Source organism: uncultured Roseibium sp., from assembly GCF_963675095.2.
In the GTDB taxonomy this organism is placed as follows: Bacteria; Pseudomonadota; Alphaproteobacteria; order Rhizobiales; family Stappiaceae; genus Roseibium.
Genome location: NZ_CAXXSJ010000027.1, coordinates 63,198 through 87,478 on the forward strand (window position 1 = coordinate 63,198; position 24,281 = coordinate 87,478).

General features: G+C 61.0%; 29 protein-coding genes, 3 tRNA genes and 5 pseudogenes. 13 read left to right on the top strand and 24 right to left on the bottom strand.

Translation table 11 applies throughout. The features are described 5' to 3' along the window. Positions 1–115: 115 nt before the first annotated feature. On the top strand, positions 116–1,408 hold the full coding sequence (locus ABIN98_RS09195) for a DUF930 domain-containing protein (protein ID WP_346909382.1): 1,293 nt from the start codon (positions 116–118) through the stop codon (positions 1,406–1,408). Positions 1,409–1,465: 57 nt separating this feature from the next. Here ABIN98_RS09195 and ABIN98_RS09200 read toward each other — a convergent pair whose 3' ends face one another. The 3 genes from ABIN98_RS09200 to ABIN98_RS09210 form a co-directional block, all read right to left on the bottom strand. Next, entirely contained in the window at positions 1,466–2,617 is a 1,152-nt protein-coding gene (locus ABIN98_RS09200; RefSeq protein WP_346909470.1) for a slipin family protein, read from the bottom strand. Between the two features lie 387 nt (positions 2,618–3,004). Further along, positions 3,005–3,069, bottom strand: a tRNA-Lys gene (locus tag ABIN98_RS09205). Between the two features lie 3 nt (positions 3,070–3,072). Continuing rightward, positions 3,073–3,143: transfer RNA gene (locus ABIN98_RS09210), tRNA-Lys, on the bottom strand. A 342-nt stretch (positions 3,144–3,485) separates the two neighbouring features. Here ABIN98_RS09210 and ABIN98_RS09215 point away from each other — a divergent pair. The 5 genes from ABIN98_RS09215 (at position 3,486) to ABIN98_RS09235 (ending at position 6,447) form a co-directional block, all read left to right on the top strand. After that, positions 3,486–3,902, top strand: a complete 417-nt coding sequence (locus ABIN98_RS09215) for a ketosteroid isomerase-related protein (protein ID WP_346909384.1) — start codon at positions 3,486–3,488, stop codon at positions 3,900–3,902. A 147-nt stretch (positions 3,903–4,049) separates the two neighbouring features. After that, positions 4,050–4,382 (top strand): metalloregulator ArsR/SmtB family transcription factor, encoded by a 333-nt coding sequence (locus tag ABIN98_RS09220; protein ID WP_346909385.1) that lies wholly within the window; start codon positions 4,050–4,052, stop codon positions 4,380–4,382. Beyond that, on the top strand, positions 4,379–5,173 hold the full coding sequence (locus ABIN98_RS09225; RefSeq protein WP_346909387.1) for a permease: 795 nt from the start codon (positions 4,379–4,381) through the stop codon (positions 5,171–5,173). Before ABIN98_RS09220 ends, ABIN98_RS09225 begins: the two co-directional genes overlap by 4 nt. Next, complete coding sequence (locus tag ABIN98_RS09230) at positions 5,155–5,301, top strand: hypothetical protein (RefSeq protein WP_346909389.1); 147 nt, start codon at positions 5,155–5,157, stop codon at positions 5,299–5,301. Before ABIN98_RS09225 ends, ABIN98_RS09230 begins: the two co-directional genes overlap by 19 nt. 522 nt (positions 5,302–5,823) lie before the next feature. Next, positions 5,824–6,447 (top strand): transglutaminase-like domain-containing protein, encoded by a 624-nt coding sequence (locus ABIN98_RS09235; RefSeq protein ID WP_346909390.1) that lies wholly within the window; start codon positions 5,824–5,826, stop codon positions 6,445–6,447. Between the two features lie 125 nt (positions 6,448–6,572). Here the strand turns inward: ABIN98_RS09235 and ABIN98_RS09240 are convergent. After that, positions 6,573–7,112 (bottom strand): annotated as a pseudogene (locus ABIN98_RS09240) (dimethylsulfonioproprionate lyase family protein); the annotation flags it as partial. Between the two features lie 43 nt (positions 7,113–7,155). On the opposite strand from ABIN98_RS09240, the gene ABIN98_RS09245 reads away from it, so the two are divergent. Genes ABIN98_RS09245 through ABIN98_RS09255 form a run of 3 tightly spaced genes read left to right on the top strand, consistent with a single transcriptional unit; the run spans position 7,156 to position 8,284 of the window. Beyond that, a complete protein-coding gene (locus ABIN98_RS09245) occupies positions 7,156–7,653 on the top strand; it encodes an FAD-dependent oxidoreductase (protein WP_346909392.1) in 498 nt (165 codons plus the stop codon). Beyond that, the gene (locus ABIN98_RS09250) at positions 7,608–7,988 is read left to right on the top strand and encodes an FAD-dependent oxidoreductase (protein WP_346909394.1); all 381 of its coding nucleotides are present in this window, start codon (positions 7,608–7,610) and stop codon (positions 7,986–7,988) included. Before ABIN98_RS09245 ends, ABIN98_RS09250 begins: the two co-directional genes overlap by 46 nt. Further along, complete coding sequence (locus ABIN98_RS09255) at positions 7,985–8,284, top strand: hypothetical protein (RefSeq protein WP_346909395.1); 300 nt, start codon at positions 7,985–7,987, stop codon at positions 8,282–8,284. The genes ABIN98_RS09250 and ABIN98_RS09255 overlap by 4 nt, the downstream gene beginning before the upstream one ends. Positions 8,285–8,297: 13 nt before the next feature. On the opposite strand, the gene ABIN98_RS09260 is transcribed toward ABIN98_RS09255, so the two are convergent. The 5 genes and pseudogenes from ABIN98_RS09260 to ABIN98_RS09280 form a co-directional block, all read right to left on the bottom strand. Beyond that, entirely contained in the window at positions 8,298–8,408 is a 111-nt protein-coding gene (locus tag ABIN98_RS09260) for a hypothetical protein (protein ID WP_394701472.1), read from the bottom strand. Positions 8,409–8,502: 94 nt separating this feature from the next. Further along, a pseudogene (locus ABIN98_RS09265) lies at positions 8,503–8,799 on the bottom strand (cytochrome b/b6 domain-containing protein); the annotation flags it as partial. 179 nt (positions 8,800–8,978) lie between these two features. Then, positions 8,979–9,851, bottom strand: coding sequence for a polyamine aminopropyltransferase (gene speE / locus ABIN98_RS09270; protein ID WP_346909398.1), 873 nt, complete (start codon positions 9,849–9,851; stop codon positions 8,979–8,981). Further along, a complete protein-coding gene (locus ABIN98_RS09275) occupies positions 9,848–10,000 on the bottom strand; it encodes an S-adenosylmethionine decarboxylase (RefSeq protein ID WP_394701473.1) in 153 nt (50 codons plus the stop codon). The genes speE and ABIN98_RS09275 overlap by 4 nt, the downstream gene beginning before the upstream one ends. A gap of 88 nt (positions 10,001–10,088) precedes the next feature. Further along, positions 10,089–10,337 (bottom strand): annotated as a pseudogene (locus ABIN98_RS09280) (adenosylmethionine decarboxylase); the annotation flags it as partial. Between the two features lie 169 nt (positions 10,338–10,506). Here ABIN98_RS09280 and ABIN98_RS09285 point away from each other — a divergent pair. Next, complete coding sequence (locus ABIN98_RS09285; protein WP_394701470.1) at positions 10,507–10,692, top strand: hypothetical protein; 186 nt, start codon at positions 10,507–10,509, stop codon at positions 10,690–10,692. Between the two features lie 58 nt (positions 10,693–10,750). After that, complete coding sequence (locus ABIN98_RS09290) at positions 10,751–11,140, top strand: GNAT family N-acetyltransferase (protein ID WP_394701474.1); 390 nt, start codon at positions 10,751–10,753, stop codon at positions 11,138–11,140. Positions 11,141–11,155: 15 nt separating this feature from the next. Here ABIN98_RS09290 and ABIN98_RS09295 read toward each other — a convergent pair whose 3' ends face one another. From ABIN98_RS09295 to ABIN98_RS09305, 3 genes are all read right to left on the bottom strand, one after another. Beyond that, entirely contained in the window at positions 11,156–11,509 is a 354-nt protein-coding gene (locus ABIN98_RS09295; RefSeq protein ID WP_346909400.1) for an SIMPL domain-containing protein, read from the bottom strand. Then, the gene (locus ABIN98_RS09300) at positions 11,391–11,933 is read right to left on the bottom strand and encodes an SIMPL domain-containing protein (protein WP_346909402.1); all 543 of its coding nucleotides are present in this window, start codon (positions 11,931–11,933) and stop codon (positions 11,391–11,393) included. Before ABIN98_RS09300 ends, ABIN98_RS09295 begins: the two co-directional genes overlap by 119 nt. 106 nt (positions 11,934–12,039) lie before the next feature. Continuing rightward, the gene (locus ABIN98_RS09305; protein WP_346909404.1) at positions 12,040–13,125 is read right to left on the bottom strand and encodes an AI-2E family transporter; all 1,086 of its coding nucleotides are present in this window, start codon (positions 13,123–13,125) and stop codon (positions 12,040–12,042) included. A 222-nt stretch (positions 13,126–13,347) separates the two neighbouring features. Here ABIN98_RS09305 and ABIN98_RS09310 point away from each other — a divergent pair. Continuing rightward, a tRNA-Ile gene (locus ABIN98_RS09310) sits at positions 13,348–13,424 on the top strand. Positions 13,425–13,480: 56 nt separating this feature from the next. Here the strand turns inward: ABIN98_RS09310 and ABIN98_RS09315 are convergent. From ABIN98_RS09315 to ABIN98_RS09370, 12 genes and pseudogenes are all read right to left on the bottom strand, one after another. Then, positions 13,481–14,660: pseudogene (locus tag ABIN98_RS09315) on the bottom strand (integrase core domain-containing protein). Between the two features lie 124 nt (positions 14,661–14,784). Next, positions 14,785–15,285 (bottom strand): annotated as a pseudogene (locus ABIN98_RS09320) (transposase); the annotation flags it as partial. Positions 15,286–15,439: 154 nt separating this feature from the next. Continuing rightward, entirely contained in the window at positions 15,440–15,763 is a 324-nt protein-coding gene (locus ABIN98_RS09325) for an AzlD domain-containing protein (RefSeq protein ID WP_190290053.1), read from the bottom strand. Continuing rightward, positions 15,760–16,476: an AzlC family ABC transporter permease gene (locus ABIN98_RS09330; protein WP_346909406.1), complete on the bottom strand. Its 717-nt coding sequence runs from the start codon at positions 16,474–16,476 to the stop codon at positions 15,760–15,762. The genes ABIN98_RS09325 and ABIN98_RS09330 overlap by 4 nt, the downstream gene beginning before the upstream one ends. Then, positions 16,473–17,003, bottom strand: a complete 531-nt coding sequence (locus tag ABIN98_RS09335) for a hypothetical protein (protein ID WP_346909408.1) — start codon at positions 17,001–17,003, stop codon at positions 16,473–16,475. Before ABIN98_RS09335 ends, ABIN98_RS09330 begins: the two co-directional genes overlap by 4 nt. A 15-nt stretch (positions 17,004–17,018) precedes the next feature. Beyond that, positions 17,019–17,744: an SDR family oxidoreductase gene (locus tag ABIN98_RS09340; RefSeq protein ID WP_346909410.1), complete on the bottom strand. Its 726-nt coding sequence runs from the start codon at positions 17,742–17,744 to the stop codon at positions 17,019–17,021. After that, positions 17,741–18,628, bottom strand: a complete 888-nt coding sequence (locus ABIN98_RS09345) for an NAD(P)-dependent oxidoreductase (RefSeq protein ID WP_346909412.1) — start codon at positions 18,626–18,628, stop codon at positions 17,741–17,743. Before ABIN98_RS09345 ends, ABIN98_RS09340 begins: the two co-directional genes overlap by 4 nt. Beyond that, positions 18,625–19,485 (bottom strand): hypothetical protein, encoded by an 861-nt coding sequence (locus ABIN98_RS09350; protein ID WP_346909414.1) that lies wholly within the window; start codon positions 19,483–19,485, stop codon positions 18,625–18,627. Before ABIN98_RS09350 ends, ABIN98_RS09345 begins: the two co-directional genes overlap by 4 nt. Beyond that, positions 19,482–19,694, bottom strand: a complete 213-nt coding sequence (locus ABIN98_RS09355; RefSeq protein ID WP_346909416.1) for a hypothetical protein — start codon at positions 19,692–19,694, stop codon at positions 19,482–19,484. Before ABIN98_RS09355 ends, ABIN98_RS09350 begins: the two co-directional genes overlap by 4 nt. Positions 19,695–19,782: 88 nt before the next feature. After that, positions 19,783–21,411, bottom strand: a complete 1,629-nt coding sequence (locus ABIN98_RS09360; RefSeq protein WP_346909417.1) for a TRAP transporter large permease subunit — start codon at positions 21,409–21,411, stop codon at positions 19,783–19,785. A 1-nt stretch (position 21,412) separates the two neighbouring features. Next, a complete protein-coding gene (locus ABIN98_RS09365; RefSeq protein WP_346909419.1) occupies positions 21,413–22,171 on the bottom strand; it encodes a TRAP transporter small permease in 759 nt (252 codons plus the stop codon). 155 nt (positions 22,172–22,326) lie between these two features. Next, positions 22,327–23,337 carry a TRAP transporter substrate-binding protein gene (locus ABIN98_RS09370; RefSeq protein WP_346909421.1) on the bottom strand — a complete coding sequence of 337 codons (1,011 nt, stop codon included), beginning with the start codon at positions 23,335–23,337 and terminating at the stop codon, positions 22,327–22,329. A gap of 234 nt (positions 23,338–23,571) precedes the next feature. Here ABIN98_RS09370 and ABIN98_RS09375 point away from each other — a divergent pair, with 234 nt between their 5' ends. After that, a complete protein-coding gene (locus ABIN98_RS09375; RefSeq protein ID WP_346909423.1) occupies positions 23,572–24,261 on the top strand; it encodes a GntR family transcriptional regulator in 690 nt (229 codons plus the stop codon). The last annotated feature ends 20 nt before the right edge of the window (positions 24,262–24,281 follow it).

Consider the following 24,281-nt stretch of genomic DNA (forward strand, 5'->3'; position numbering starts at 1 on the left):
AGCAGGAACAACACCGGAAAAGTGAACCCTGCCTTGGTAACGCCGGGTTTTTTGTTTGTACCTGATGCTCTAGGTTTTGAAGTGTCGGTCGATGTCGGAAGGGTTCCCGATTCCAGTGCAGATAACAAAAGGTGACCGGACCTTCACGTCCGATGCGCCCGCTCTGACCTTCATTCCTGCCACTGATGCGCCGATGCATGAGACATCGCGCAAGTACCGTTGGTTTTTCGGCGGGGAACTCGCCGTCTCCCTGCTTCTACACACACTTGTCGCGGTGGCCCTGACCGGCGTCGTCGCCCGGCAATTTGGCGAGCCCCAGGTGGATCCGATCAGCGTCGAACTGGTGGCGCCGCCAGAAATCGAAACGCCGGAACCACAAGTTCCCGAACTCAAAATCCCGGAACCTGAAAAGCCGAAGGTCGAAGAAGAGAAACCGGAGGACGAGAAGGCGGCAGCGCCGCCTCCGCCACCCCCGCCGCCGCCGGAAGAACAGCAGGCCGAACCGGAACAGACGGAAGAACCTGAAGAAACGGCTCCGACCGTGATGCAGCCCGTGGTCGAATTCGGAGACACCGACAGCGGACCGCGCGAGGCGCTGGACGGAACGGCGGCGGAAGAGGCGGAAAAATCCGATAAGCCTGAGGAGACGCCGACGGAACCGGAGCAGACCGCGCAGGAGACCGAGGCGCCCGAGGACGGTCAGTCCGCGGAGGCGGAGCCTGCCGAGGCCCCGCCAGCCGAAACGGCGGAAGTGGAGGAGACTTCTCAACCGGAAGAAGCGCAGCCGGAAGAAACTCCACCGGAAGAGGCGCAGGCCGAGCAAACTCAGCCGGACCAGCCTCCCGAAGCCGCCACGACGGAGGCTCCGGCACCGGAAGCGATCGCCGAAACCGAAGCGCCGACAGAGGACTTCGGCACGGTCGGTCCGATCGTGACCTCGGCCCTGCCCACGCCGAAGCCGGCGCAGCGTCCGGCGGCCAGAAGCGTTTCGAACGCGCCTGCAAGCTCTGCTGTCGGCGGTGGAAACGCCGGGCGTCAGGGGCCGCGGCTGGCCGAGGCGCGACAGCTGTTTTCCGCTTCGATCCTGGGCGACGCCCGGGCACGGACAGCCATGGCCGGCATGCCTCCTGGACAGCGGCTGAACCTCTTGTGCATGACCGAGTTGCGCGCGCAGTTGATCGATTGGGATCCTGCCCGCCCGCCGGAGATGCTGCCGTCGTTCCGGCCGAAGGAGGGCAACGTCCTGGAACCGGGGCAGGCGGCCTATGGATCGCGCGGCGAATGGTACGATCTCAATTTCCGCTGCGAGACGGACAAGGACGTCAAGCGGGTGGTGAAATTCTCGTTCCGGATCGGCCCGCCGATCCCGCCGGCCAAGTGGCAGGGGCGTGGGCTTCCGCCTTTCTGAATTTTCAAAAAAAACGGCGCGGGGATTTGCTCCCCGCGCCGCTGTTGTTATCAGGCCTTAGGCCGCGTCCCCGTCGCGCAGGCGGACGAGGTCGTGCATCAGGCCATCGGTGCCGTTGTGGACCGTCAGACGGTCCACCTTTCCGGCGATGGTTTCGAGCGCTTCCAGTTCCTTCAGCCGCAGCATGACCGGGTTTTCGGCCATGACCTTTGCGGTGTTCAGAAGCGAACGGGTGGCGTTCGTTTCTTCACGGCGCCGGATCACGTTGGCTTCGGCTTCCTTTTCAGCCTGGACCACCATGTTGAGGATCTCGCGCATTTCGCCCGGCAGGATCACGTCCTTCAGGGTGATGTCGGAGACCTCGAGCCCGATCTTCGCCATATCGGCGCGGACCTTGTCGACGGCTTCCGCGTTGACCTCGCCCTTCTTTTCCAGGATCTGGTCAAGCTTCATGGCGCCGAGGGTCCGGCGGTAGGCGACCTGCAGCGCCCGGTAGAGCGCGTCGGAGAAGTCCTTTACATCGTGGGCGGCCTTCACCGGATCGACAACGCGGTAATCCGCGGTGATGTTGATCCGGATGGTCACCCGGTCGAGGGTCAGGACTTCCTGGCCGGTCACGTCCAGGCTCTGGCGCTTCAGGTCGATCACCTTCTGGGTGACCGTCCGGCCCGCCTTCCAGTAGGCGTGGATGCCCGGTTCCTGGACAGCGGTCATGACACCGTCGATGTAGACGAGCGCTACCTGACCGTCGGCGACCGGCACGATGACGAACTGGGCCGTCTGCTTGGCATCGCCCAGACGGCGCATCAGCGCGGCCGGAACGACCGGCTCCGCCTGCGTGTCGATCACGGTCACGGTCCACGGGCCGGCGACGGTCCAAAGGACCAGCCGCTGGTCCGGCCCAAGGACGGCGTAGACGCGTCCGTCCCGTTCCACGACGGCGACTTCGCCGGGCTTCGTCCGGACGACCGTCAGGTGCTCAGCTGCAATCTCGGGGAGTTTGTCGAAGAGCGCCTTTTCATAGGGCGAGCGGAATTCGGGCGTGGCCAGGTTCTGCCGTTCGATCACGAGCGAGCCTTGGCCATTCGCCAGCCAGTATTCGCCCGGCGTCAGAATGGTCTGCAGTTCGCCCTTCACCAGGTGGAGAGCCCGTTCGTTTTCCTGGATCAGCACGCGGGTGCGGCCCAGGATCTTTTCGAGAATTCGCATCATCTTCGTTACTCCTTCCATCGCGCTAAGGCACTTTGGTCGTCCTTTCTGTTTGTCTGTTTCGTTTCAGTCCCGGGTCCGCGGATACGGGAGACCCGAAGGGAGCACCAGAGCCCGCGCCGGGCCGGAAGCAAGCGGGCCTTGCGGCGGACAGGCAGAGCGCGCCCGTTCGAAAACAGGCGGTTTCGGAAAGTCCGCGGCGCGGTCATTGCGACAGGCCGGGCGGGAGCGCCGGGCATCGGCAAGGCTTTCCCGGCCGCGCGAACGCGGCGGGTCAGGCTTGCGTCCGCAAGCTCCCTTCAAATCCCGCAATTGAGACAGCGTGAGTGGCTGTTGGCTTTACAGGCCAGATCGGGAGTTGAACCCGAACCCCGAAGGGCTACCTCTTGGAGCGGGAGTTGAACCCGCGACCGTCGGATTAAAAGTCCGATGCTCTACCAACTGAGCTATCCTAGCGCACATGACAGGAGTCGAACCTGCTTTCTCCGGGTGAAAGGCCCGGCGCTATACCGATTAGCATCATGTGACTTTGTCCGATCCCGGAGCAGTGTCCGTACATGAGGGGGCAGGGCCCAATCACGCGGGCGGCCGTTAGATGGCCGAACCGTTGACATCCGCACCGGTGCGGCGACCGGGAGGCGTGACATAAGGGAAAGGCCCCCGGATCCGCAAGAGGGTTATTGGCAAAACCTGCAGGGATGCATCTTTGTGTTGCATTTAAGCAACTTCAGGTGGCGGGCCGAGACGGAGCCGGAAGAGCGTTCAACAGGCTGATGGCGATGGCCAATTCCCGTCTTGCCACTGCCACGAAGGACGGGCACACTCCCCATCCGTCTTGTTCTTCTCCGGTCCAATCAGGTCCCTTATCATGCCCAAATCCCAGACCCGCTTTCTGCTGGACACCTATTTTGCCGCCTTCAACGCCGGGGATACCGGCAAGATGGAGGATCTGGTCGCCGACGATCTGATCCACGACGTCAATCAGGGCGAACGGCGGGTCGGCAAGGACAAGTTCTGGGCGTTCAACGTGCATATGACCCGCTGCTACAAGGAGCGGCTGTCGGATATCCTGCTGCTGATTTCCGAGGACGGTTCGCGGGCGGCGGCCGAATTCATCGTCTCCGGCACCTACCTGGACGACGATGAAGGCCTGCCGGAAGCCAAAGGTCAGACCTACAAGCTTCCTGCCGGCAGCTTCTTTGAGATCCGCGACGGCAAGATCGCCCGGATCACGACCTACTACAATCTGACGGACTGGATTTCGCAGGTCGAGAAGGCCGGATAGGCCCCGAGCAACACCCATCTGCATCGGTCGGTCCCGCTTCCCGTTTCAAGCGTGATGGTGTCGGGCATGAAAGGCCTTGCGTTCGCGTTCGGCTCGATATAACTATATTTCTAGTTTTATGGTTATATTGAAATGAGGCGAATGAGGATGGATCTGGAAGAAGCCGCGCAAGGGTTTGCCGCTCTGGGATCGGAATCCCGCCTGCAGGTGGTGCTCACCCTGGTGAAGGCCGGCAGGAGCGGGCTGACGGTCGGGGACATCCAGGCGCGGACCGACATGGCCGCGTCCACGCTTGCCCATCATCTGAAGTTCCTGACATCCGCCGGTCTGATCGTGCAGGAAAAGGCCGGCCGGGCAGTGATCAACCGGGCGGCCTTCGATCATCTGGAAGCGCTTGCGGGCTACATCCTGAAAGAATGCTGCGTCGATGAAAACGGCTGTACGGCCGTATGTGCGCCCGAGGAGGAGATCGGATCATGACCGATATTACGCCGGCTAAATCTTCCTGTTGCGCAACACCTTCGGGCGATGCCTGCTGTGCACCCGAACCGTCGTCCTTCCCTTGGAAACAGATCCTGCTGACCCCGTGGACGCTCGTCGTCGCCGTGCCGCTTCTGGTGCTGGCCTTCGATCCGGGTGAAGCCGGTCCGGTGACGCTGTTCGCGATCCGGGCCTTTATGGGAACGCTGCCCTACATCGTTGCCGCCGTCCTGCTGATTGCCTGGCTGAAGGCGGCAGGCGCCGAGGCCACCATCGGGCGTGTGTTCGAAGGACGGGAAACCCAGGCGATCGTTCTGGCCGCCCTGTTCGGCGGTCTGGCGCCTTTCTGTTCCTGTCAGGTCATTCCGTTCATCGCGGGTCTGCTGGCGCTGGGTGCGCCGCTGCCGGCGATCATGGCCTTCTGGTTGTCGTCGCCGCTGATCGACCCGCCGACGCTGCTGATCACCGCGGCTGCCCTCGGCTGGCCGTTCGCCATCGGCAAGGCGGTTTTTGCGGTCGGCCTCGGCCTGTTCGGCGGATTTACCGTCAAGGCGCTCGTGAGCGGGCGGACTGTTTTCAAACCCGCTCAAGCCGAGAACCTCGGGCGGCTGCGGTTGCGGACCGTCGCCGTCTCAAGGGGAATCCAGTTTGGCGGTTTTGGCAGGAAAAAGACCGTAAGGCCGTGTTCGGCACCGGAACTGAGGATCAACGCCCTTTTCCTCGCCAAGTGGCTGGGCGCTTGCCTACGCCCTGGAAGCGGTGCTGGTCACCTATGTGCCGAGCAGATCTGATCGCACGGGCCGTCGGCGGCGACGGACTTCTGCCGATCGTCACGGCCGCGCTGGTCGGCATGCCCGCCTATCTCAACAGCTACGTGGCGCCGCCTCTCGCTGTCCGGTCTGGTGGAGCAGGGCAATGAGCCCGGGTGCGGCCATGGCCTTCATGATCGCCGGTGCTGTCAGTTCCATCCCTGCAATGGCGGCGGTGTGGTCGCTGGTCCGGGCCCGGGGTGTTTGCAAGTTATCTCGGCCTCGGTCTTGCCGGTGCGGTCGCCTCCGGCGTGATCTTTCAATTGTTCATTTGAGGATGATGCGATGCTGACCCAAGTCACCGTCACCGTGGCGCCTGACGAAATCTGCGACCGTCAACTGTTGGCGCCGGTCGGCCTTCCAACACCCCATCAGGTGCCGGTTCGTTTTGCGGTAGAAGGGGCCAACTTCGAGGCTGACCGGCGAGGTCACGACCGGCCAGATGGCGGCGGCTGGTTTCGCCTGCGCCGGGCACATCGGTCAGGTTCGTCTACACCTTCGCCGACGGCGGCCCAGGCTATCCGGACAATCTGTTCCGGCCGCGGGCAAACCGCTTCACGAGGGCGGCCGACGCGCTGGTCCGCGATGCGCGGCGCCTGGCCGACGGCGCCCGGGACGGCCACGCGGCGATTGTGGCAATCGTCAACGATGTGGCGGAGAAATTCGTCTACGGCCACCCTGAGGTCCGTTTCAACGACGGGCTGGAGGAGATCCCCTATCTGTCCTGTGGCGTGACCGAAGGTTCCTGCGTCGACATCAACACCTACCTGATCGCCTGCCTGCGCGCGGCTGGTTTCGAGGCCGGCTACATGACCGGCTACTTCTTCCCCGAAGAAAAGAACGGCTGCTGCGACGACATGCATTGCTGGGTCGTGACCCGGCACAACGGCGTCGTTCTGGAGTGGGACATCGCCCATCATCTGAAAATGGGGACACGCGAGATCTGCTGCGGCCTCAATCCCAAGCCCGGCAGCCGGGTTGCCATGGCCCACTCCATGGGCCTCGATTTTCCGCAACCGGGGCATCAGGGGTGCCAAGCTGATCGCCGAGCCCCTTTGGATCAACGCAGACGGCACGCTGGCGCGGACCGCGCTCGATATCCGCATGCAGAAAACGCAGCCGGATGCGACCGAAGCAGCCGCTTAGGCTTTGCTGCTTCTCGTTCGGCTGAAGACCATCTTCTGCTTCGCGAGGCGCTCCGAAGGCCCGATCCAGGCATAGGCGAGAAGCGCGGGGCTCGAGATTGGAAACCGTGATCCGGTGGGTGTGTTCCGGCGGATTGAAGATCTCGATCCGGGCGCGTAGACGCCCTGATGGTTTCCGAAACCGCGCCGGACAGGCAAATATAGCTTTCCGAAATGCCGTCATGGGCATGTGACGGATAGGTGCAGCCGGGGGCGAACAGCACGAAGCCCAGGATAACCTGATCGGTGAGGATCGGTCCGTTCGGGCCGCAGATTTCCGCATAGGCGTAGGTCTTTTCCAGGCCGCGCGGGACCTTTTCGTAGCCGTATTGCCAGATGAGATGCTGCTGAATGGATTCGATCGAGCGGATGAAGGGGGCGGTGCGTTCCAGCTTGCCCTCGTCGAGCGCGCGTTTCAGATGCGCATTGACGGGTTTTTCCGCCGGGCTATTGAACTCTATCGGCGGGTTGGATTTCAGGACGCGGCTGATGGCCTCGCGCACGGCGCGCTGGTGGGTTCGGATCCGGTCGCTGCCGCCCGACGACAGAAACCGGTAAAGCTCATAATACTCCCTGAGCAGGTATCCCCAGTCTGGTAGATCGGCCAAGCGTCGTTCCAACATCGCGCCTCCCAGGCATTCGGTTACATCGGCATTCGGACGGTTTATCGCCTCGAAGAAATCCGTTTCCTCGTATTGATCCGTATCACATATGGATCGGACCAAACGGAATAACATTGCGACCTATCGTGGCTTGCGTCCGACAAACGCTGAGCTACTGTTGCCCAAGTCTTTTTCAGGATCAGGTTCACATGAAAGTCATCGTTGTCGGGCCGGCGTTTCCGGCCTGTCCACCGCCTGGGCGCTCGCCCGGCAGGATGTAGACGTCACGCTCATCGAGCAGGGCCCGATCCCCAACCCGCTGTCTGCGTCAGGCGACCAGCACCGGATCATCCGCCGGGCTTATGGCGGTCAGGGCGGCTACCAGCGGCGCATCAGTGCGGCCTATGACGCCTGGGACCAGATGTGGGAAGACCTCGGCCGCAAGCATCTGGTCGACACCGGGTTTCTGCTTCTGTCTCAGGAGCCGGGAGACGAAGGCGAGGAGTACCGGGACGGCCTGATTGCCGGCGGATATCCGTTCGAGCAGATGAGCCCTTCAGAGACCGGCGAGCGCTTTCCCTTCATCGACGGCGGCACGATCCGCTTGGTGCCTATAGCGACGAAGGCGGGGTGCTTCTCTGCCAGAAAATCGCGTCGGACATGTGCGACTGGCTGATCGCCATTGGCGTCGATGTGCGCGAAAACACCCGGGTGGTCTCCCTCGACGAGACATCGGGCAGCGTGCGGCTTGAAAACGGCGATGAGCTGACCGCCGACCGGGTGGTGGTGACCGCCGGTGCCTGGGTACTGGGTCTTCTGCCGGATCTGGCCGCCTCCCTGACCCACCTACCGTACGGCGGTCGCCTATCTGACACCGCCGGCGGATCTCAAACCCCACTGGGAAAAGGGTCCGGTCATTCTGGATGTGGGCGGCAAGGTCGACGGCTACGTGCTGCCGCCGGTGGCCGGCACCGGCCTGAAGGTCGGTGCGGTGGTGCCACAAATACGTGACCACGCCGGATGCAGACCGGGAGGCAGCGCCGGGCGAGGGCGAAACCATTCGCGACTACTTCTCGCCGCCGTTCGCGCGGATCGGGGAATATGGCGTCGCCGATGTGGTCACCTGCGCCTATACCTTCACGTCTGACGAACATTTCTTCCTGAGCGAGCGGGGCAAGGTGATTGCCGTTTCCGCCTGTTCGGGCCACGGCTACAAGTTCGGCGCGGTCGTCGGACAGAAAGTCGCCGCCGGAGTGCTCTCCGGCGACGTGGATCAGGCGCGGATCTGGCTGGAAGCGCGGGACTGAACCGCGCGTCTTCTCAGGCTTTCGACGAGACCATCCGCTGCATCGTGGCGTCCTTGAGGACGAACTTGTGCCACAGGGCGCCGACGATGTGCAGCACGATCAGAATGATGAACACGGGCTTCATCAGTTCGTGGACCTCGCCGGCCGGCCTGATTTTCAGGAACCAGGCGGCAAGGGCCGGTCAGGGGCGCTGCGATCAGGAGCAGGTAGAACAGTCCGTGGATCGCCTTGGCGACCGTTTCCTGCAGCTTCGGGCCGGGGATCAGGGCCGGCGCGCCATGGGAAAGACGCAGGGCGATCCGCGCGAGCATCAGGACGAGGATTGCGACCCCGACCCAGATGTGGGCGTTGCCCATGATGACGAGGCCGCTGTCTGGCGTCTCTCCGTCGCGGAGGGCGTGGCCGTATTCACCGATCGCTTCCCCGAAAATGAGCTGGAAGAAGACGAGTAGGGCAATGGCCCAGTGCAGGAAGATCTGGGCGCGGCTGTAGGATGCGGGCTGGCTAAGGGACATGGCTCACCTTCAGACAAAATCATTCGTTGGCCGCACCTTTGGCGGCGATTCCCAGCTTAACGGCTGATGGTTTCGATGTTTTGAATTTTTTGTCGCAATCTGTAACACGGGCTGCTGGCCGCCCATGAAAAAGCGGGCTCTGAGGCCCGCTTTCTTGTGGTCGCTCGTTTCCAGCGGCTTCAGGCTTTTGCCCGGCCTTCCTCGACCGCGTCCAGGATGAAGCGGGGCAGGGCGAAGGCTGCGGCATGAACCTCCGGCGTGTAATAACGCGTCTTGAAACCGGCTGCCTTGAAACGCTCTTCCAGGACCGCGACCGGGGTTTTGCGCAACTCCGCATTGTCGCTCGCCCAGCCGAGGGCCATGTGGCCGCCGAAATAGGTCGGGATCGCCGCGACATAGGCGGCTGCGTCGCCATATGTCTTCGAAAACCGTTCGATGCTGGTGACCAGTTCCTGGCACTGCAGGAACGGCACGCCGTTCTGGGTGACGAGCACGCCGCCCGGTGTCAGGCAGCGATGAACGCAATCGTAGAAACCTTGCGAGAACAGGATCGCGCCCGGTCCTTGCGGGTCCGTGGAATCGACGATGACAACGTCGAAACGGCGGTCTGTCTCGGCGACGAACTTCATGCCGTCGGCTATCACCAGGTCGAACCGCGGATCTTCGAGCACGCCGGCATTGAACTCGCCGAAGTGTTCCTTGGAGAATTCGACGACGGAGGCGTCGATTTCCACCTGGGTGAGTTTTTCGACCGAGGCGTGCTTCAGCACTTCCTCGGCGAGGCCGCAATCGCCGCCGCCGACGATCAGCACGTTGCGGGCCGCCCCATGGGCGAGGATCGGCACGTGGGACATCATCTCGTGATAGATGAACTCGTCGGCCGTCGTCACCTGGGTGATGCCGTCCAGCATCAGGACCTTGCCGAACACCGGATTGGTGAACAGCACCAGATCCTGATGTTCGGTCCGGTCCTGATAGAGGATGTCTTCGCAGCTGTAGCTGACCTCGACGCCCGGATGCAGTGTCTCGTTGAACTTCAATCCGCTGCTCATGCCACTTCCTTGCCGCGCAGCAGTTCGGAGACGGCGGTGCGACCGGGCTTGAAGGCTTCCCGCAACACGTCGACGCAACGTTCCGGTTTGGCATCGCCGCACATGAACACGTCGAAGGCCGCGTAGCCGGCTTCGGGCCAGGTGTGCACCGAGATATGGCTCTCGGCCAGCACCGCGACACCCGCTCACGCCGGTCGGCTCGAACGGATGCAGATGAATGTGCAGCAGGGTTGCCCCGGCTTCATCGACGCAGGACCTGAGCGTCTCCTCGATATAGGGGAGATCGTCCAGACGCTCCGCGTCATAAAGATCGATAATCAGATGCGCACCAGCGCAGCGGACCCCTTGTCTTTCGATGAAGTGGTCCAGGCGGTCATCGGTTTTCACCGCGTCGACCGCGTTCGAATTTACGTCTTCCTTCTGGGTGGTGCTTCTTGGCTCGGCAGCGTCCATGACGCCTTCTTCAACCAGAGCCTCCAAGTCCATCCCCAGTTGGAAGAGGGCGAACGTTTTCCATTACGCTCTCCCCAACCAGCAGATGAGACCGGATCAAAACCGGAGCCGCGTACATACGCATTTTCGAAACAGGATTCAATGATAGATTTTATCGAATTAATTAAGCCGGCTAATAAGTTGTCGGTATTGGGAGGCCTTTGTGACGATTGAAATCAGAACCCTGAAGGGCGGCAGCCTGAAGGCGGCCCTGCCGGCGCTGGCGGGCTTGCGCATCTCCGTATTCCGGCAGTGGCCCTACCTCTATGACGGATCACTCGACTATGAGGAGAAATATCTGGCGCGCTATGCGGACACGGATGGGGCGGTGATCGTCGGCGCCCTTTGATGGAGATAGACTTGTCGGGGCTGCGACCGGTCAGCCGCTCATTCATGAGGTTGCCGCGATCCGCCGTCCGTTCGAAGAGGCGGGGCTGGATCCGGCAGAGGTGTTCTATTTCGCCGAATCCGTTCTCGATCCTGACTATCGCGGGCGGGGCATCGGCCACAGGTTCTTCGACGAACGCGAGGCCCATGCCCGCTCGCTTGGATGTTCAACAGCCGCCTTCTGCGCCGTCATCCGGCCTGACGATCATCCCATGAGACCGGAGGACTATTCGCCGCTCGATCCGTTCTGGACCAAGCGGGGCTATCGCAAGCTGAACGGCGGGGGTCGTCTATTTTCCATGGCAGGATGTGGGCGAGACACAGGAGACGGAAAAGCCGATGCAGATCTGGATCGGCGATCTGTGACCGCCGATCCGTGGCAGAAGGATCCGCGATTGGGGGACCTGTGACTGGTGGGGATCCGATTATTGCGCGATCTCCCAGACGATGTTGACGGTTGCCGACAGGGTCTCTTCGCCGGCCTCGACCGGCACGGGGGCGGAGGACATCGCCATCATCTTTTCCGAGCGCACCGCATAGGGGCGCGGGATTGAGACGCCGTCTTCGGAGATCGACAGGATGCGTCCGAGTTTCACGCCGGCAGCCGTTGCATAGAGATCCGCTTTGCGCCGGGCATCGGCCACGGCTTCCTTGCGCGCCTCATCCAGTTTCTCGTTCGTGTCGCTGACGGTAAAGCTGAGGCCGTCGACCGAATTGGCACCGGAGGCGACGACCGCGGTCAGGATGGGGCCGAGTTTGTCTAGGTCGCGAACGCGCACCGTCACAGCCGTTGGACACCTCGTAGCCAACGATCTTGGGTTCCGCGCTCTGGAGCTGGTTGAGGACTTTCCGGTCCTCATAGCGCGGATAGATCGAAAAGCCGCTGGTCTGGATGTCCTTCGCCTCGATGCCGGCCGCCTTGATGTCGGCGATCACCTTGGCAATGGCCGCGGTGTTGGCTTGAAGCGCTTCCGGCGCGGAGGCGCCGACCGTGACGACCCGTGTTGTGACCACCGCCATGTCCGGGGCAACGGAGATCTCGCCGCGGCCCTGCAGGCTGATGGTGGCGGGCTTTTCCGCAGCCGCTGCGGCCGGGGTCAGGCCGATGGCGCCGACCGACAACGCAAGAAGCAGGACGGAAAGAACGCGGGCGCGGACCGGAGCCCGGCGGGGCATGCGGGAAAGCCGGATGGATTGCGACATGAGACCTCTCAAAGGGGTTGAAACAGGCAATTTTCAGAAGCTGCAGACCGATTGGGGCGGAGTGATGGCCTGACGGTTCATCACACGTTCATCGGTCCTTCCACGCTCACCCGTTTTCCTGTCCGTGCAGCCGGGACGCCCCCTGTCCGGGCGGATCGGCGATCGCGCCATTTGCCGACAGCAGCACGGCGACCGGGCGGGAGGCTTCGAACTTGGAACAGACGATCATGATCAGGACGGTAAGCGGAACGCAGAGCACCATGCCGACCGCCCCCCAGATGGAGCCCCAGAAGGCGAGCGACAGCATGATCACCAGGCCGGACAGGTTGAGGCTCGATCCCATCAGCTTGGGTTCGATCAGGTTGCCGATCGAAAACTGGATCGCTCCGAGACCGGTGGCGATGACGAAGAACGGCACCAGATCGTCGTAATAGACGACCGCGAGCAGGCTTGGAAAGATGACGCTGACCAGCGAGCCGATGGTCGGAATGTAGTTCAGGAGAAAGGCGATGAAGCCGAACAGCGGCGCGTAAGGCAGATCCATCGCCATCAGCACCAGGCTGGTGAGCACGCCGGTGGCGATGCTGACGGCGGTCTTGATGCTGAAGTAATGCAGGATGCTCTGATTGATTTCCGACCGGACGGCAAAGGCCGCCTTCGCCTTGGCCGGATCGTTGAACAGCCGTTCCAGCTTGAGGTCGAAGGTCGACTGTTCCAGGAGCAGGAACAGGGTGTAGATGAAGACCAGAGACGCGGAGCCGGCCACGGTGGTCACGAAACCGGCCCCGGCGGTCACCAGTTTCGGCACGATGGCATCGGGCAGGAAATCCTCCAGCTTGATCGGATCGTTCAGATGCACAAGGCCCGAGATCTGATCGAACACCTCTTCCAGGCGGTTCTGATAAACCGGGGCGTCGCGCGCCAGTTGGGCCAGGTTTGCGGCCACCATGTCGAACACGAAGGTGCCCGCGATGAAGATGGTCGCAAGCGACAAGGGAAAGGCGACCCAGCCGGGCAGGTGCCGGTCGCCCAGACGGATGAGTTGAAATCCGTGGGACAGGGCGTTGATCAGATACCAGACGATCAGTGCGATAACGAAGGGCAGGAGCAGAGTCCGCCCGGCCACCAGAAGCCAGCCAACCAGGACGACGAGGATGATACTCAGGGTCACGTTGAGCAGGGACGACCGCATGATGGCTCCGCAAATGAGGCTCTTGTTCTTTTGGTACAGAACCGGGGCGGCTGTGCAAAGTGTGTTTTCGGCCAAATCCAGTGCGTAACCGTCGGAGGACGGCGATTTCCGGAGCAGGATCGCCGCCGATCGGCTCAAGAGGCTTGCTCGTGCCGATTGCAATGGTGTAGGTAGCTCAAAGCACCGCACCAGCAGGGCTCTTGCCCCGCTTTCCGCCGGTCAGGGCCTGTAGCTCAATTGGTTAGAGCCGTCCGCTCATAACGGATTGGTTGGGGGTTCGAGTCCCTCCGGGCCCACCATTTTTTCTTTTGTCCGACCCGGAGACATAGGTAACAGTTTGTACCGGAGACATGGGTTACAACCTCGTGCCGAACGGGTTGTCGATTGTCTGTAGTGTTCTCTGCTCCAGGTCGATGTATCCCAGATCATAGCTCATGAAGCTGATCAGCCAAATTCCCTCGTCCACCTCCTTGATCCCGAGTTTCTGACCGGCCAGCACGGTGGAGACGTTGATCTTCTTTCGATACATGCAGATCCGCCCGCAGGCTGTCACAAGCGCATCCCGGTCGTGGAAGGGATAGTCCAGCTCCGGCAGGCCCCGGTACGGTCTGGGTGAGGGTTTGTAGACTTCATCGGGCATTTGCATGGACAGCGCCTCATGTGGCCGTTCCCCGTTGAACTCCTTGAGAAAAGCATCGAACTTGGCCTGCTGCTGAAGGCTGTTCATGCCCGGCGGGCGGGTTGCCTCCTTCTTCAGCGTCAGATGCATGCGTTCATGCCGACCGTTCTGCTGGGGATGTCCGGGTTTGATGCGTTCGACACCGATGCCCAGACGCAGCCACCACACGGACAGCTTCGAGAGATTGTAGAGCCCGTTGGGTGAGGCAAATGGCAGTCCGTTGTCGGTGCGGATCGCCCCTGGCAGGCCGCGCTCCTTGAACAGGCGCACGAAGGCCTCGATGACCGGTCTTTCCTTCGTGCTGTCAAAGGCTTCGCACATCAACAGATAGCGCGAGGCATGATCGCTGACCGTCAGGGGGTAACAGTATTGCCGGTTGCCCAGTTTGAACTCGCCCTTGAAGTCCGTGCACCACAGATCGTTGGGACGAACGCCTGCCGACAGGGCCGTGCCTTCGGCCTTATAGGCGCGCTGCCGCTTGCGGGCGCGCTTGACAAGGCCGTGACGGTCGAGCACCGCATGCACCGTGCTTTGGGCCGGAATACGCACATCGCCGGAAAAGCTTCCTGACCAGGATCTCCCGGATCTTGCGTGCACCCCAGTGCGGCTTGTCCTTCTTCGCCGAAACAATCAGGCGCTCGACCTGGTCCGGCAGCTGGTTGGCATAGCGCACAGGGCGACGGGACCGATCACACAGGGCTTCCAGGCCGTCCTGCCGGTAGCGATCCCAGATCTTGTAGCCTGTCTTGCGCGAGATGCCGAACTCCCGGCACACCGAACTCATGCCTTCCCCATCCAAAAGACGGGCGACGAAGCGAAGACGTTCCTCCATGACGGACACCTCTTTCCACGGCATCGACACCTCCCGCTAAAGCGAAAAGTGTTACCTATGTGTCCGGAACGTTTTGTCACCTATGTCTCAGGTCGGGCATTTTGTCCGACCCGGAGACATAGGTAACAGTTTGTACCGGAGACATGGGTTACAACCTCGTGCCGAACGGGTTGTCGATTGTCTGTAGTGTTCTCTGCTCCAGGTCGATGTATCCCAGATCATAGTTCATGAAGCTTATGAGCCAAATTCCCTCGTCCACCTCCTTGATCCGGAGCTTCTGACCGGCGAGCACGGTGGAGACGTTGATCTTCTTTCGATACATGCAGATCCGCCCGCTTGCGGTCACCAGCGCATCCCGGTCGGGGAAGGGATAGTCCAGCTCCGGCAGGCCCCGGTAAGGTCTGGGTGAGGGCTTGAAGACCTCATGGGGCATCCGCATGGTCAGCGCTTCGTGTGGCCGTTCCTGATTGAACTCCTTGAGAAAAGCGTCGAACTTCGCCTGCTGCTGGAGGCTGTTCATGCCCGGTGAGCGCGTTGCCTCCTTCTTCAAGGTCAGATGCATGCGCTCATGCCGGCCGTTCTGCTGGGGATGTCCGGGCCTGATGCGTTCGATACCGATGCCCGGACGCAGCCACCACACGGACAGCTTCTTTCAGATTTTAAATGCCAATCCTTTCCTTTCCAAAGCTTACGAGGGTTTAACCGATGCTTGACGCTTCGTTGTCCTGACTATGACGGCGGATCAAGCCAGCGGGGAGAGGGGCGTTTCCGGAGAAACCGCCAATACAGGCGCGAAAGCCTTCTCAGAGCCCGAGTGCCTGCAAGAGGTAGAGACTGCCCATCCCGGTGAAAATCGCACCGAGGACGGAAAATCGCATGCCGACAACGAAGGCCGCCGCTGCCGCGATCAGGCGTGCCGGATCGATCTGGCCGCCGGTCGCCTCTGGCCAGAGGACCAGCGGAGTGATCATGGCCGGGAAAACGGCGGCGCCGACGTATTTCAGATGCATGAGCAGCCACTGCGGCAAGGTGCGTCCACCCAGAAGACCGAGAAAGGAAAACCGGATCAGATAGGTTCCGATCCCGAGGCCTGCCGTCAAAAGCCAGAAAGCGCGATCATCGATCATGCCGCTGCCTTTCGGTCTACACGGCGGCGCAAGTAAAGCTCGGTCTGGACGCCTGCAACCATGGCACACAGGGTTGCAACGAGAAGGCCAAGGCTCCATGGCAGGCCGGAGAAGACCAGCATGGCGGCAACGGACGTCAGCGCCGCCACCACATGCGGCAGGCTTCGAAGGCCAGGCGCGACGAGTGCGATGAAACAGACAGGTACGGCGAAATCGATCGACAACGAAGCCGGGATCGCCTGGCCCAGGATGGCGCCGGCCAACGTGCCGCCATACCAGAACGGGCAGATCAGCATCATGCAGCCGAAGTAATAGGCTACCCTTGCCGTTGGCGAGAGAGGCGGCGGGCTTTCATAACGTTTCACGGCGACGGCAAACGCCTGATCGACCATCAGATAAGCCATGAGCGCCCGAACCCCCAGACGGGCATGGCCAAGATGCGGCACAAGCGCCGCGGAATAGATTGCCATCCGCAGGTTGACGACGAGGGCCGTCAACAGGGCGACGAAGACGGGGGCATCTTCCTTCAAAAGCGTGAGTGCCGTGAATTGCGATGCACCGGCGATCACCAGAACCGACATCGACATGGTTCGAAAGACATCGAGACCTGCGTCCCGCGCGACGACACCGAACATCATCGAATAGGGGATGACGATCAGGATGAACGGCGCACAGTCGGCAAAACCCCGCCAGAAGGCCGAGCGTGACGTCATTTGAGATTCTCCGAACGCACCAGCAAGCGGATGTAGGTCAGTCCCGCAGCTGCCGCTTCACAGCGTTTCTTCTGCAGGAGCCGGTCTTCCTCTGCCGCCTGATAAAGGGCCGAAAGTTCGTCCAGCCGGTCGCATTGCAGCAGATTGGACAGGAGGTCGTAACGGCTTTCGATATTGGCAATGGAAGCGACCTTGGGCTCCGCGGTCTTTGCTAGTGCGTCCAGCCGTTCCGTGATGCGGAGATCCCAGCTCTTTCGCGTGTTTACGAAACAGAGCGTGGCAAGTGCTTTGGAATTGGGAGGAAAAGCCAGGCAGGGAGCATGCAAATCCGCCAGGCAGTCGCCTGGCGGGCGTTGTGCCTCAACTGCGGAAGAAACACAGCTTTCGGTTCCGGACAGATCCGCACCGGATTTCGCATCGGAAGCCGCACCGGGATTGGCGGCGGCAAGGGCAAAACCAATTGCCCAGAAGATGACGTTAGCCGCGCTCCGGTACGCGCGTTGGGATGAATGCGAGGCTGCCGCCATGAAGGTTTCCCCGTGTCAGCCTGCGGCCCAGCCGCCATCGATCACATGGGCCTGACCGGTGGTGAAGCCGGATTCATCGGAGCCGAGGTAGAGCGCGAGTGCTGCGACTTCCTCAGGTGTTCCGATCCGTCCCATGGGCTGGCGGGCGATGAAGGCGGCGCGGGCGGTTTCATAATCCCCCATGGCGCGGAGCCTCTCCTGCAGCGATGGGCTTTCGACCGTGCCGGGGCAGATGCAGTTGCAGCGGATCCCCTTGGTCACGTAGTCGATCGCAACCGATTTCGTCATGCCGATCACGGCTGCCTTGGACATGCCGTAGATGAACCTGTTTGGCGCCGCGATGATCGAGGAGGCGACGGAGGAGATGTTCACGATGGATCCGTGTCCACGTTCCATCATGCCCGGCAGAGCCGCCTGCATCGCATGAAACTGCGAGCGGACGTTGAGGTTCATCGCAACGTCGAAATCCGCATCGGTCGCTTCGGTAATGCTGCCCGCGTGGACAAAGCCCGCGCAGTTGACAAGGATATCTGCCTTGGCGCTTTCCACCGCCGCCTGAAGGGCTGCCTTGTCGGTTACGTCGAGTGCAAAGGCTTCGGCTGTGCCGAGACCGGCCAAAAGGTCACTTTTCAGGTCCGTCGCCACGACATGGGCGCCTTCCGCACAGAAGCGTTCGGCGATGGCGCGTCCAATACCCTGACCCGCTGCGGTTACAAATGCGCGTTTGCCTTGAAGTCTCATTTCCTGTCCAGGCTCCCAGCCAGATAATCGACGATTTCGGGAACCATACGATCCCCCCAACCGGCGCCGAGCGCCTCCTTCAGCGTGCCGGCCGCAGCCGAGCTCATGCGCGAATGCGCGCCAAGTCCTTCGGCCATCTGACGATAATAGCCGACGTCCTTGGATGCATTGTCCAGCGAGAAGGCAAGGTCGATTTGTCCTTCCATGGCGAAGTTCTTGACGAAGTCCATCATGCCGGAATGAAGCGGACCGGCAGACATCACCTGATAGAGCTTGTTGCGCGGGACGCCGGCACGATCGGCCATTGCAAAGGCTTCGGCCATGGCGCAAGCCGTGGTCATTGCGAAGAAGTTGTTTATGAGCTTGATCGTATGGCCGGTGCCGAGAGGGCCGAGGTGGAAGACGTTTTCGCCCAAATCATCGAGCACCGGCTTGACCTTCCGGTAAGCTGCTTCATCGCCCGAGCACATGATATTCAAAAGGCCATCTTTGGCATGGGCCGGCGTTCTTCCAAGCGGCGCGTCGAGATAAAGGACGCCTTTCGCGGCCATGTCAGCGCCTATTTTCTGCGTCGAGCCGGGCAGGGAGGTGCCGAAGTCGATGACGATCGAACCCTCCTTGACGCCGGCAAGGACACCATCATCTCCGTAGACCCGGGATTCGACGCTGGCGGATGTGTCCATGCAGAACATGACGATATCCGAGGCGGAGGCCAGTTCAGCCGAGGTCTTGGCTTCCGAGGCGCCACGCGCCACTGCGTCGTCGATGGCCTTGCGGGAGCGGTTGGCAATTACCGTGAGTTCGTACCCGAGGCTTTGCAGACGCTCGACCATCGCGGCGCCCATCAGACCCAACCCGATGAAACCGATCCGTGGTTTAGTCATGATTCGAACTCCATTCGTGGTTTTAGATCATCCAGTTGCGGAAGCATCTGTTCCGCATCCGGTGTGAGGCCGGTGAAGGCTTCGAAGGTCCTCAGGGCCATGTGCTTGAAGAGGCTGAAACCGGTGATGGTTTTGGCGCCGGCAGCGCGGCTATCCTGAATGAATTGCGTTTCTGTGGGCGTATAGATCGCATCGAAGACCCACACGGGTCTGCCGGGTATGGGAGAGGGAAAGGCCGACCCCGGATACTCGGCTGTTCCGATGGGCGTCGCATTCACCAGTCCGTCGAAATCGCGGATGAGGGCCGGAGCCTCCGCCAGCGAACAGGTCCGCGCAACGGGGCCGATTGATTTGGCGAGCTCATCGGCGCGCTCGACAGCGGCGTCGAGGATAAGGATTTCGGTCGCACCGAGCCAGGCAAGGGCATGCCCCAAAGCGCGTCCGACACCGCCAGCGCCAGCGAGAGCGACGCGCCCTGGAGCGATGCTTCCCATCTCTGCCTGCCAGGCAGAGAGAAAGCCGGTATAATCGGTATTCGTGCCAACAGTGGCATGACCGAAGACGACCATGTTGACGGAACCCAACTTCGCCACTCCATCGGTCTGGTTGCCGTTCAGCCATTCAAAGGCGCCGATTTTGTGCGGATGGGTGACACTCACGCCATTCCAGCCCTTGTCGCGACAGGCGGCGAGGCAGGCGGAAAGGTCGAAATCGAAATCCTCCGCCGTATCTATCAGTTCGAATTCAAGAGCCAATCCGGCATCGATACACAGCATGGACAGCGCAGCAGGAAGGCGCGTCCTTGAAATATGGGCGCCGATCAGTCCGCCGCGTAAGGTGTCAGCTTCTCTCATCATGTCACCGCGCCGATCCGCCACGGCAGGAATTCATGGCCGCCGCCACCCTGAACGCCCCTGCCGGCTACTTCGCCGTCCGCCATGCGCGTCCGCATTTCACAGGGCTTGCAGCCGCAGGGAACCGCCGTCTGTGCTCCTGCCGGGGCGGGGGCAGGTTCACTGGTCGCGGTTACGATGGTGTCAGCCGTGGAATGTGGAACAGTTTTCATGGTTGAACTTGTGGGACGGAAGGCCAGAGTTTCGCTAAGGTCCCGAGGGCGGCCTGGTTTCGCCGCCCCCGGGACAAGGTCAGGATTGCTACAGAAACAGCGTCACGATCGGTGGCCAGAAAAGCAGAACCGACAGCGCCAGAAGCTGTATTGCGATGAACGGCAGGAAGCCCTTGAAGATGTCCGTCAGCGTAATATGCGCCGGTGCGACAGATTTGAGATAGAACGCTGCCGGGCCGAAGGGCGGCGACAGGAAGCTCACCTGCATGTTCATGCAGAAGACCACGCCGAACCAGATGGCGACGTACTTTGGTTCGAGTCCACCCAGGAAGCCCAGCTCCGCAGCCGGCAGCTTCACCACAATGGGCAGGAAGACCGGCATAATCAGAAGCACGATACCTACCCAATCCATGAACATGCCCATGATCAGGAAGATCGCCATCATCATCAGGATAACCCCCATGGTGGGGAGTTCGGAGCCGACGATCAGGTTTGCCACGTATGCCGGCCCGCCTGCGAGCGTATAGGCGCCGGCAAGTGCGGCCGCGCCGATGGTGACCCAGATGATGGTGCCGGTGGAACGCAGGGTGCGAATGATGCTCTCCCAGATGATGTCCGGCGTCATTTCGCGGCGGATGAGTCCGATGACGAACACCGCGATCACTCCCATTCCGGCAGCCTCGGTGATACCCGTGATGCCGCCGTAGATCGAGCCAAGCACTACGCCGATCACCACGGTCGGAGCAATAAGGCCGCGGCCGAGATGCCAGCCGCGGGACGTGCGTTCCCGGCCGATGGCGAAGAAGATAAGGGCCGCGGCGATGACGCCGGCGCCCAGGATGTAGGGGATGTCGGAAACCATGCCGAGCGGAATCGGATCGACACCTTCCGTGATCCGGTTTGCGCCGGTTACGGTGAAGAAGAGGGCGCGAACCAGCAGCACGCCGGTGACCCACAGAGTAAGGCGGGCAAGAAAGCCTGCAAACATCAATGCCTTTTCGCTGCCGGGCGGGTCATCGGGGTCAGCTTCCGGGAGCGGTGCCAGGCTGGGGTTCAGGCGGGTCCTGATAAAAATATAGATGATGAAGAACGACGCCAGCATGAACCCGGGCAGGAAAGACGCCGTAAAGAGCGATTTGATCGAGGTTTCCGTCACGAGCCCGTACATGATCAGCACGATGGAGGGCGGGATCATCGTGCCGAGCGTGCCGGACGCACAGATCGTCCCAATGGCCAGGTTCTGATTGTAACCGAGGCGCAGCATTTGCGGCAGGGCGATCAGACCGAGCAGCACGACCTCACCGCCAATGATGCCGGACATGGCCGCCATCAGTACCGCCATGATTGCGGTGACGAACGCGATGCCGCCACGGGTGCGGGACAGCCAGACATTGAGTGAGGAATACATGTCCCGCGCAATGCCGGAGCGCTCGAGAAGCGCGGCCATGAAAATGAAGAGCGGCACCGATATCAGCACGTAGTTCGTCATTTGACGGTAAATCGCCTGGGCCAGCACGTTCAGCGGACCACGGCCGAAGTTGCCGAAGAGCAGTTCGGGACCGAATTTCATGACGAGCGTGGCGACGGCCAGAAAGGCCGAGGCAAAACCGAGCGGCATGCCTATCGCCAGAAGAAAGAACATCGCGATCAGCAGGATCATGCTGAGAGTGCCGATATCGGAAACCTTCATCCAGGAGAAGAACTCGAGAAATTCCATGTCAGTTCTTCTCCCCCAGCGTGCTGCGGATATTCTCGATTTCGACGTCGTCGATTTCGTCGGCCGGCGAATGGTGCTCCGGGGCTTTGTTCCAGTCGGCGATGAGATTAGAGAGCGCCTGAACGGCGACCAGTGAAATGACGACGAGGATGCCCGTCTTCAGCGTGGCCGGAAGGGGTGGATCCCAGGCGGTTCCGAATTTCTCCCAGCGCATCAGCTTCGCAGAGGCTTCGTTGTATCCACCCCAGACGAGGGCAATGGTGAAGCACCAGATCAGAACGACCGAGATGATATCAGAAGTCTTTTGTGCCCAGCGGGGCAGGATGTCGTAAATAATGTAAATTCGGATATGACTGCGCTGCTGCATCGCGTAGAGGCCGGCGAGCAGAAACGTGAATCCGGCAACCCAGAGCGAAAGTTCGTTCGCCCAAAGGGTGGGTTTTTCAAAAACGTAGCGCGCCACAACTTCGTACATCATCACCAGGACGATGAAGACGATGGCGATCATGCCGACCCGGCCCAGGATCAGCGAAAACCAGTCGAAGAAACCGTCAGGCCGGGGCTCGATGACGCCGATGTTGTCCGAAAGGTAGAGCGAGGAGAAGAGGACGGAGCAGAAGAAAGACCAGAGGATCAGATAAGCCGACAGATTGCCCTCCGGCCGCAGCATCTCCTGCATTCCGATATTCCAGCCGAGTGCAAGATTGGCGAAGATCACCCAGAGATAACAAGCGGCCAGGGCGGCTACTGATACATACATGGCCCATTTGATCGGCCTTCGCAGCGGGCCCAGCCATACCCCTTCCCGTTCCATAAACATCCCCCTCCCGGAATGGCACCTTGATCAGGCAAGGTGCAGAAGCCGGCGAGCCCCTGATTGAGACCCGCCGGTGTTTCTTCAAGCCTGTGGGGTGATCAGTCGATCCAGCCTTGAGACTTCAGGTAGTCGGTATGGCTTGCAACCAGAGCCTTGGCTTCGTCGGTGGTGGCGAACTCCGGCCAGGTGGATACTGCAGCGGCACGGAATGCCGCGCGGGCTTCCGGGTTGAGGTCATGCAGTTGTACGCCTGCTGTGCGCAGTTCGGCGGCGGCCTTGTTGTTTTCGAATTCGGCCGTCAGAGCCTGCTGGAGCGCGAGCTTCTGCATCGCCGTGTCAATGATGCGGCGGTGATGCTCGGGCATGTTGTCCCAAACGTCCTTGTTGCAGGCCAGATGATCCGAAGGCATCGAATGGAAGCCCGGATATGTGGCGTGCTTGACGATGTCATAGAGGCCCATGCCCTTGTTGTTGGCAAGGATCGAAGCGTCGGCGCCATCGATGATGCCGGACTCAAGCGCGGTGAAGATTTCGGTGAAGTCCATCACGACCGGCTTGGCACCGAGTTTTTCGAAAATCTTGGTTTCCATCCCCGGAGGAGAACGGAATTTCCAGTCCTTGAAGTCCGCGACATTTTCGATCGGCTTCGAGGAGGCAAAGGACTCCTGACCGACGACCCACCAGCCGACAAGCTGCATGCCATATTCATTGTACAGCTTTTGGGCAGCGTCGTAGCCGCCGCCCTTGTAGAGCCAGCCAAGCTGCTGATAGGGCGTGTCGTAGCCGCCCATGATGTCACCGACGAACTGGAAGGCCGGGTTTTTGCCGGTCTGGTAGGCGCCACCGGTCATATCGCAGTCGAGGATGCCGTTGGCCGCTGCGTCGAAGGTTTCAACCGAGGCGACGACCGAGGACGAATAGAACATCTCGATCGTGATTTCGCCGTTCGACATTACCTGAACGTCGTCAATAAACTGCGCTGCATTCTTGCCCGATATCGTTTCCGGGCCGTAGTGCGTCTGGATTCTGAGGTGGGTACTCTGAGCCGCTGCCGGGATTGCCATCAGGACAGTGATGGCGACCGACGATATAATCGATTTAAATTGCATTTCTTCTCCTCCCTAATCAGCCCTCGAAAGGCCGTTGGTATGGTCCTGGCTGCGGTTATCTGCTCCGCTTTGGTATACCAATCCCAAACCCAAGCTAACGAAAGCGGTCTCGACGATCAATGAGTTTTGGTATACCAAATCATGAATTCTCACGTCTCTCACGGAAGTGAAGATTTTCCCCCTGTCGGAAAAGGCCGGGAACGGGCCGGATTTTGGCCGCGTCGGAGCATTATAATGTCGGAACCGAACCTGGCAGATGAAATCGCGGTGCGTCTTCGCCGGGATATTCTTCGTGGCAAGTTGCCGCCTGACGCTCCGATAAAGGAGAGAGACAACGCCTCGGAACTTGGCGTCAGCCGGACACCGATGCGCGAGGCAATCCGGATGCTGGCGAAAGAAGGACTGGTTATCTTGCGCCCGTCGCGCAGCCCGGTCGTGGCGAGGCCGAGCTTCAAGGACATATCTGACCAGGTAGCCGTGCTTCTGGCACTTGAGAAGCTTTCTGCCGAACTCGCCTGCGAGAACGCCACGGCAGCCGACCTGGCCGAGTTGCATGCGTTCAACCAACGCATGTCGGATTGCTATGATCAGGCCGACCCGCTCGACTTGTTCGAGATCGACATGACATTTCACACGGCTTTAGCCAAGGCATCGCACAATGCTTCCCTTGCCGAAACCCACCGGGCCTATCTGGCGCGCCTGTGGCGGGCGAGGTTCCTCTCCGCCAGTCAGAAGCGGAACAGGGTTCGAGTGATTGGCCAGCACAGGTCGATACTCGATGCACTCGATGCGCGCGATGTCGACGCCGTTCGCTCAGCAATCGACCGGCACCTCGGTCATCTGGCGGAAGATATTCGCCCGATTATCGAAGAGGAACAGCGGCGGCACGGTATGCGGACCGAAGTCGAACCGGATCACGAATGATCGCGGGAGGTCGAGGAGAC

What these genes read in the sequence shown, in the direction of transcription:
- ABIN98_RS09200 (WP_346909470.1), bottom strand. Translation starts at nt 2,617, where the DNA reads ATGCGAATTCTCGAAAAGATCCTGGGCCGCACCCGCGTGCTGATCCAG.
- ABIN98_RS09215 (WP_346909384.1), top strand. Translation starts at nt 3,486, where the DNA reads ATGCCCAAATCCCAGACCCGCTTTCTGCTGGACACCTATTTTGCCGCC.
- ABIN98_RS09220 (WP_346909385.1), top strand. Translation starts at nt 4,050, where the DNA reads ATGGATCTGGAAGAAGCCGCGCAAGGGTTTGCCGCTCTGGGATCGGAA.
- ABIN98_RS09225 (WP_346909387.1), top strand. Translation starts at nt 4,379, where the DNA reads ATGACCGATATTACGCCGGCTAAATCTTCCTGTTGCGCAACACCTTCG.
- ABIN98_RS09230 (WP_346909389.1), top strand. Translation starts at nt 5,155, where the DNA reads ATGTGCCGAGCAGATCTGATCGCACGGGCCGTCGGCGGCGACGGACTT.
- ABIN98_RS09260 (WP_394701472.1), bottom strand. Translation starts at nt 8,408, where the DNA reads ATGAAGCCCGTGTTCATCATTCTGATCGTGCTGCACATCGTCGGCGCC.
- speE (WP_346909398.1), bottom strand. Translation starts at nt 9,851, where the DNA reads ATGAGCAGCGGATTGAAGTTCAACGAGACACTGCATCCGGGCGTCGAG.
- ABIN98_RS09300 (WP_346909402.1), bottom strand. Translation starts at nt 11,933, where the DNA reads ATGTCGCAATCCATCCGGCTTTCCCGCATGCCCCGCCGGGCTCCGGTC.
- ABIN98_RS09305 (WP_346909404.1), bottom strand. Translation starts at nt 13,125, where the DNA reads ATGCGGTCGTCCCTGCTCAACGTGACCCTGAGTATCATCCTCGTCGTC.
- ABIN98_RS09325 (WP_190290053.1), bottom strand. Translation starts at nt 15,763, where the DNA reads ATGATCGATGATCGCGCTTTCTGGCTTTTGACGGCAGGCCTCGGGATC.
- ABIN98_RS09330 (WP_346909406.1), bottom strand. Translation starts at nt 16,476, where the DNA reads ATGACGTCACGCTCGGCCTTCTGGCGGGGTTTTGCCGACTGTGCGCCG.
- ABIN98_RS09335 (WP_346909408.1), bottom strand. Translation starts at nt 17,003, where the DNA reads ATGGCGGCAGCCTCGCATTCATCCCAACGCGCGTACCGGAGCGCGGCT.
- ABIN98_RS09340 (WP_346909410.1), bottom strand. Translation starts at nt 17,744, where the DNA reads ATGAGACTTCAAGGCAAACGCGCATTTGTAACCGCAGCGGGTCAGGGT.
- ABIN98_RS09345 (WP_346909412.1), bottom strand. Translation starts at nt 18,628, where the DNA reads ATGACTAAACCACGGATCGGTTTCATCGGGTTGGGTCTGATGGGCGCC.
- ABIN98_RS09350 (WP_346909414.1), bottom strand. Translation starts at nt 19,485, where the DNA reads ATGATGAGAGAAGCTGACACCTTACGCGGCGGACTGATCGGCGCCCAT.
- ABIN98_RS09355 (WP_346909416.1), bottom strand. Translation starts at nt 19,694, where the DNA reads ATGAAAACTGTTCCACATTCCACGGCTGACACCATCGTAACCGCGACC.
- ABIN98_RS09360 (WP_346909417.1), bottom strand. Translation starts at nt 21,411, where the DNA reads ATGGAATTTCTCGAGTTCTTCTCCTGGATGAAGGTTTCCGATATCGGC.
- ABIN98_RS09365 (WP_346909419.1), bottom strand. Translation starts at nt 22,171, where the DNA reads ATGTATGTATCAGTAGCCGCCCTGGCCGCTTGTTATCTCTGGGTGATC.
- ABIN98_RS09370 (WP_346909421.1), bottom strand. Translation starts at nt 23,337, where the DNA reads ATGCAATTTAAATCGATTATATCGTCGGTCGCCATCACTGTCCTGATG.
- ABIN98_RS09375 (WP_346909423.1), top strand. Translation starts at nt 23,572, where the DNA reads ATGTCGGAACCGAACCTGGCAGATGAAATCGCGGTGCGTCTTCGCCGG.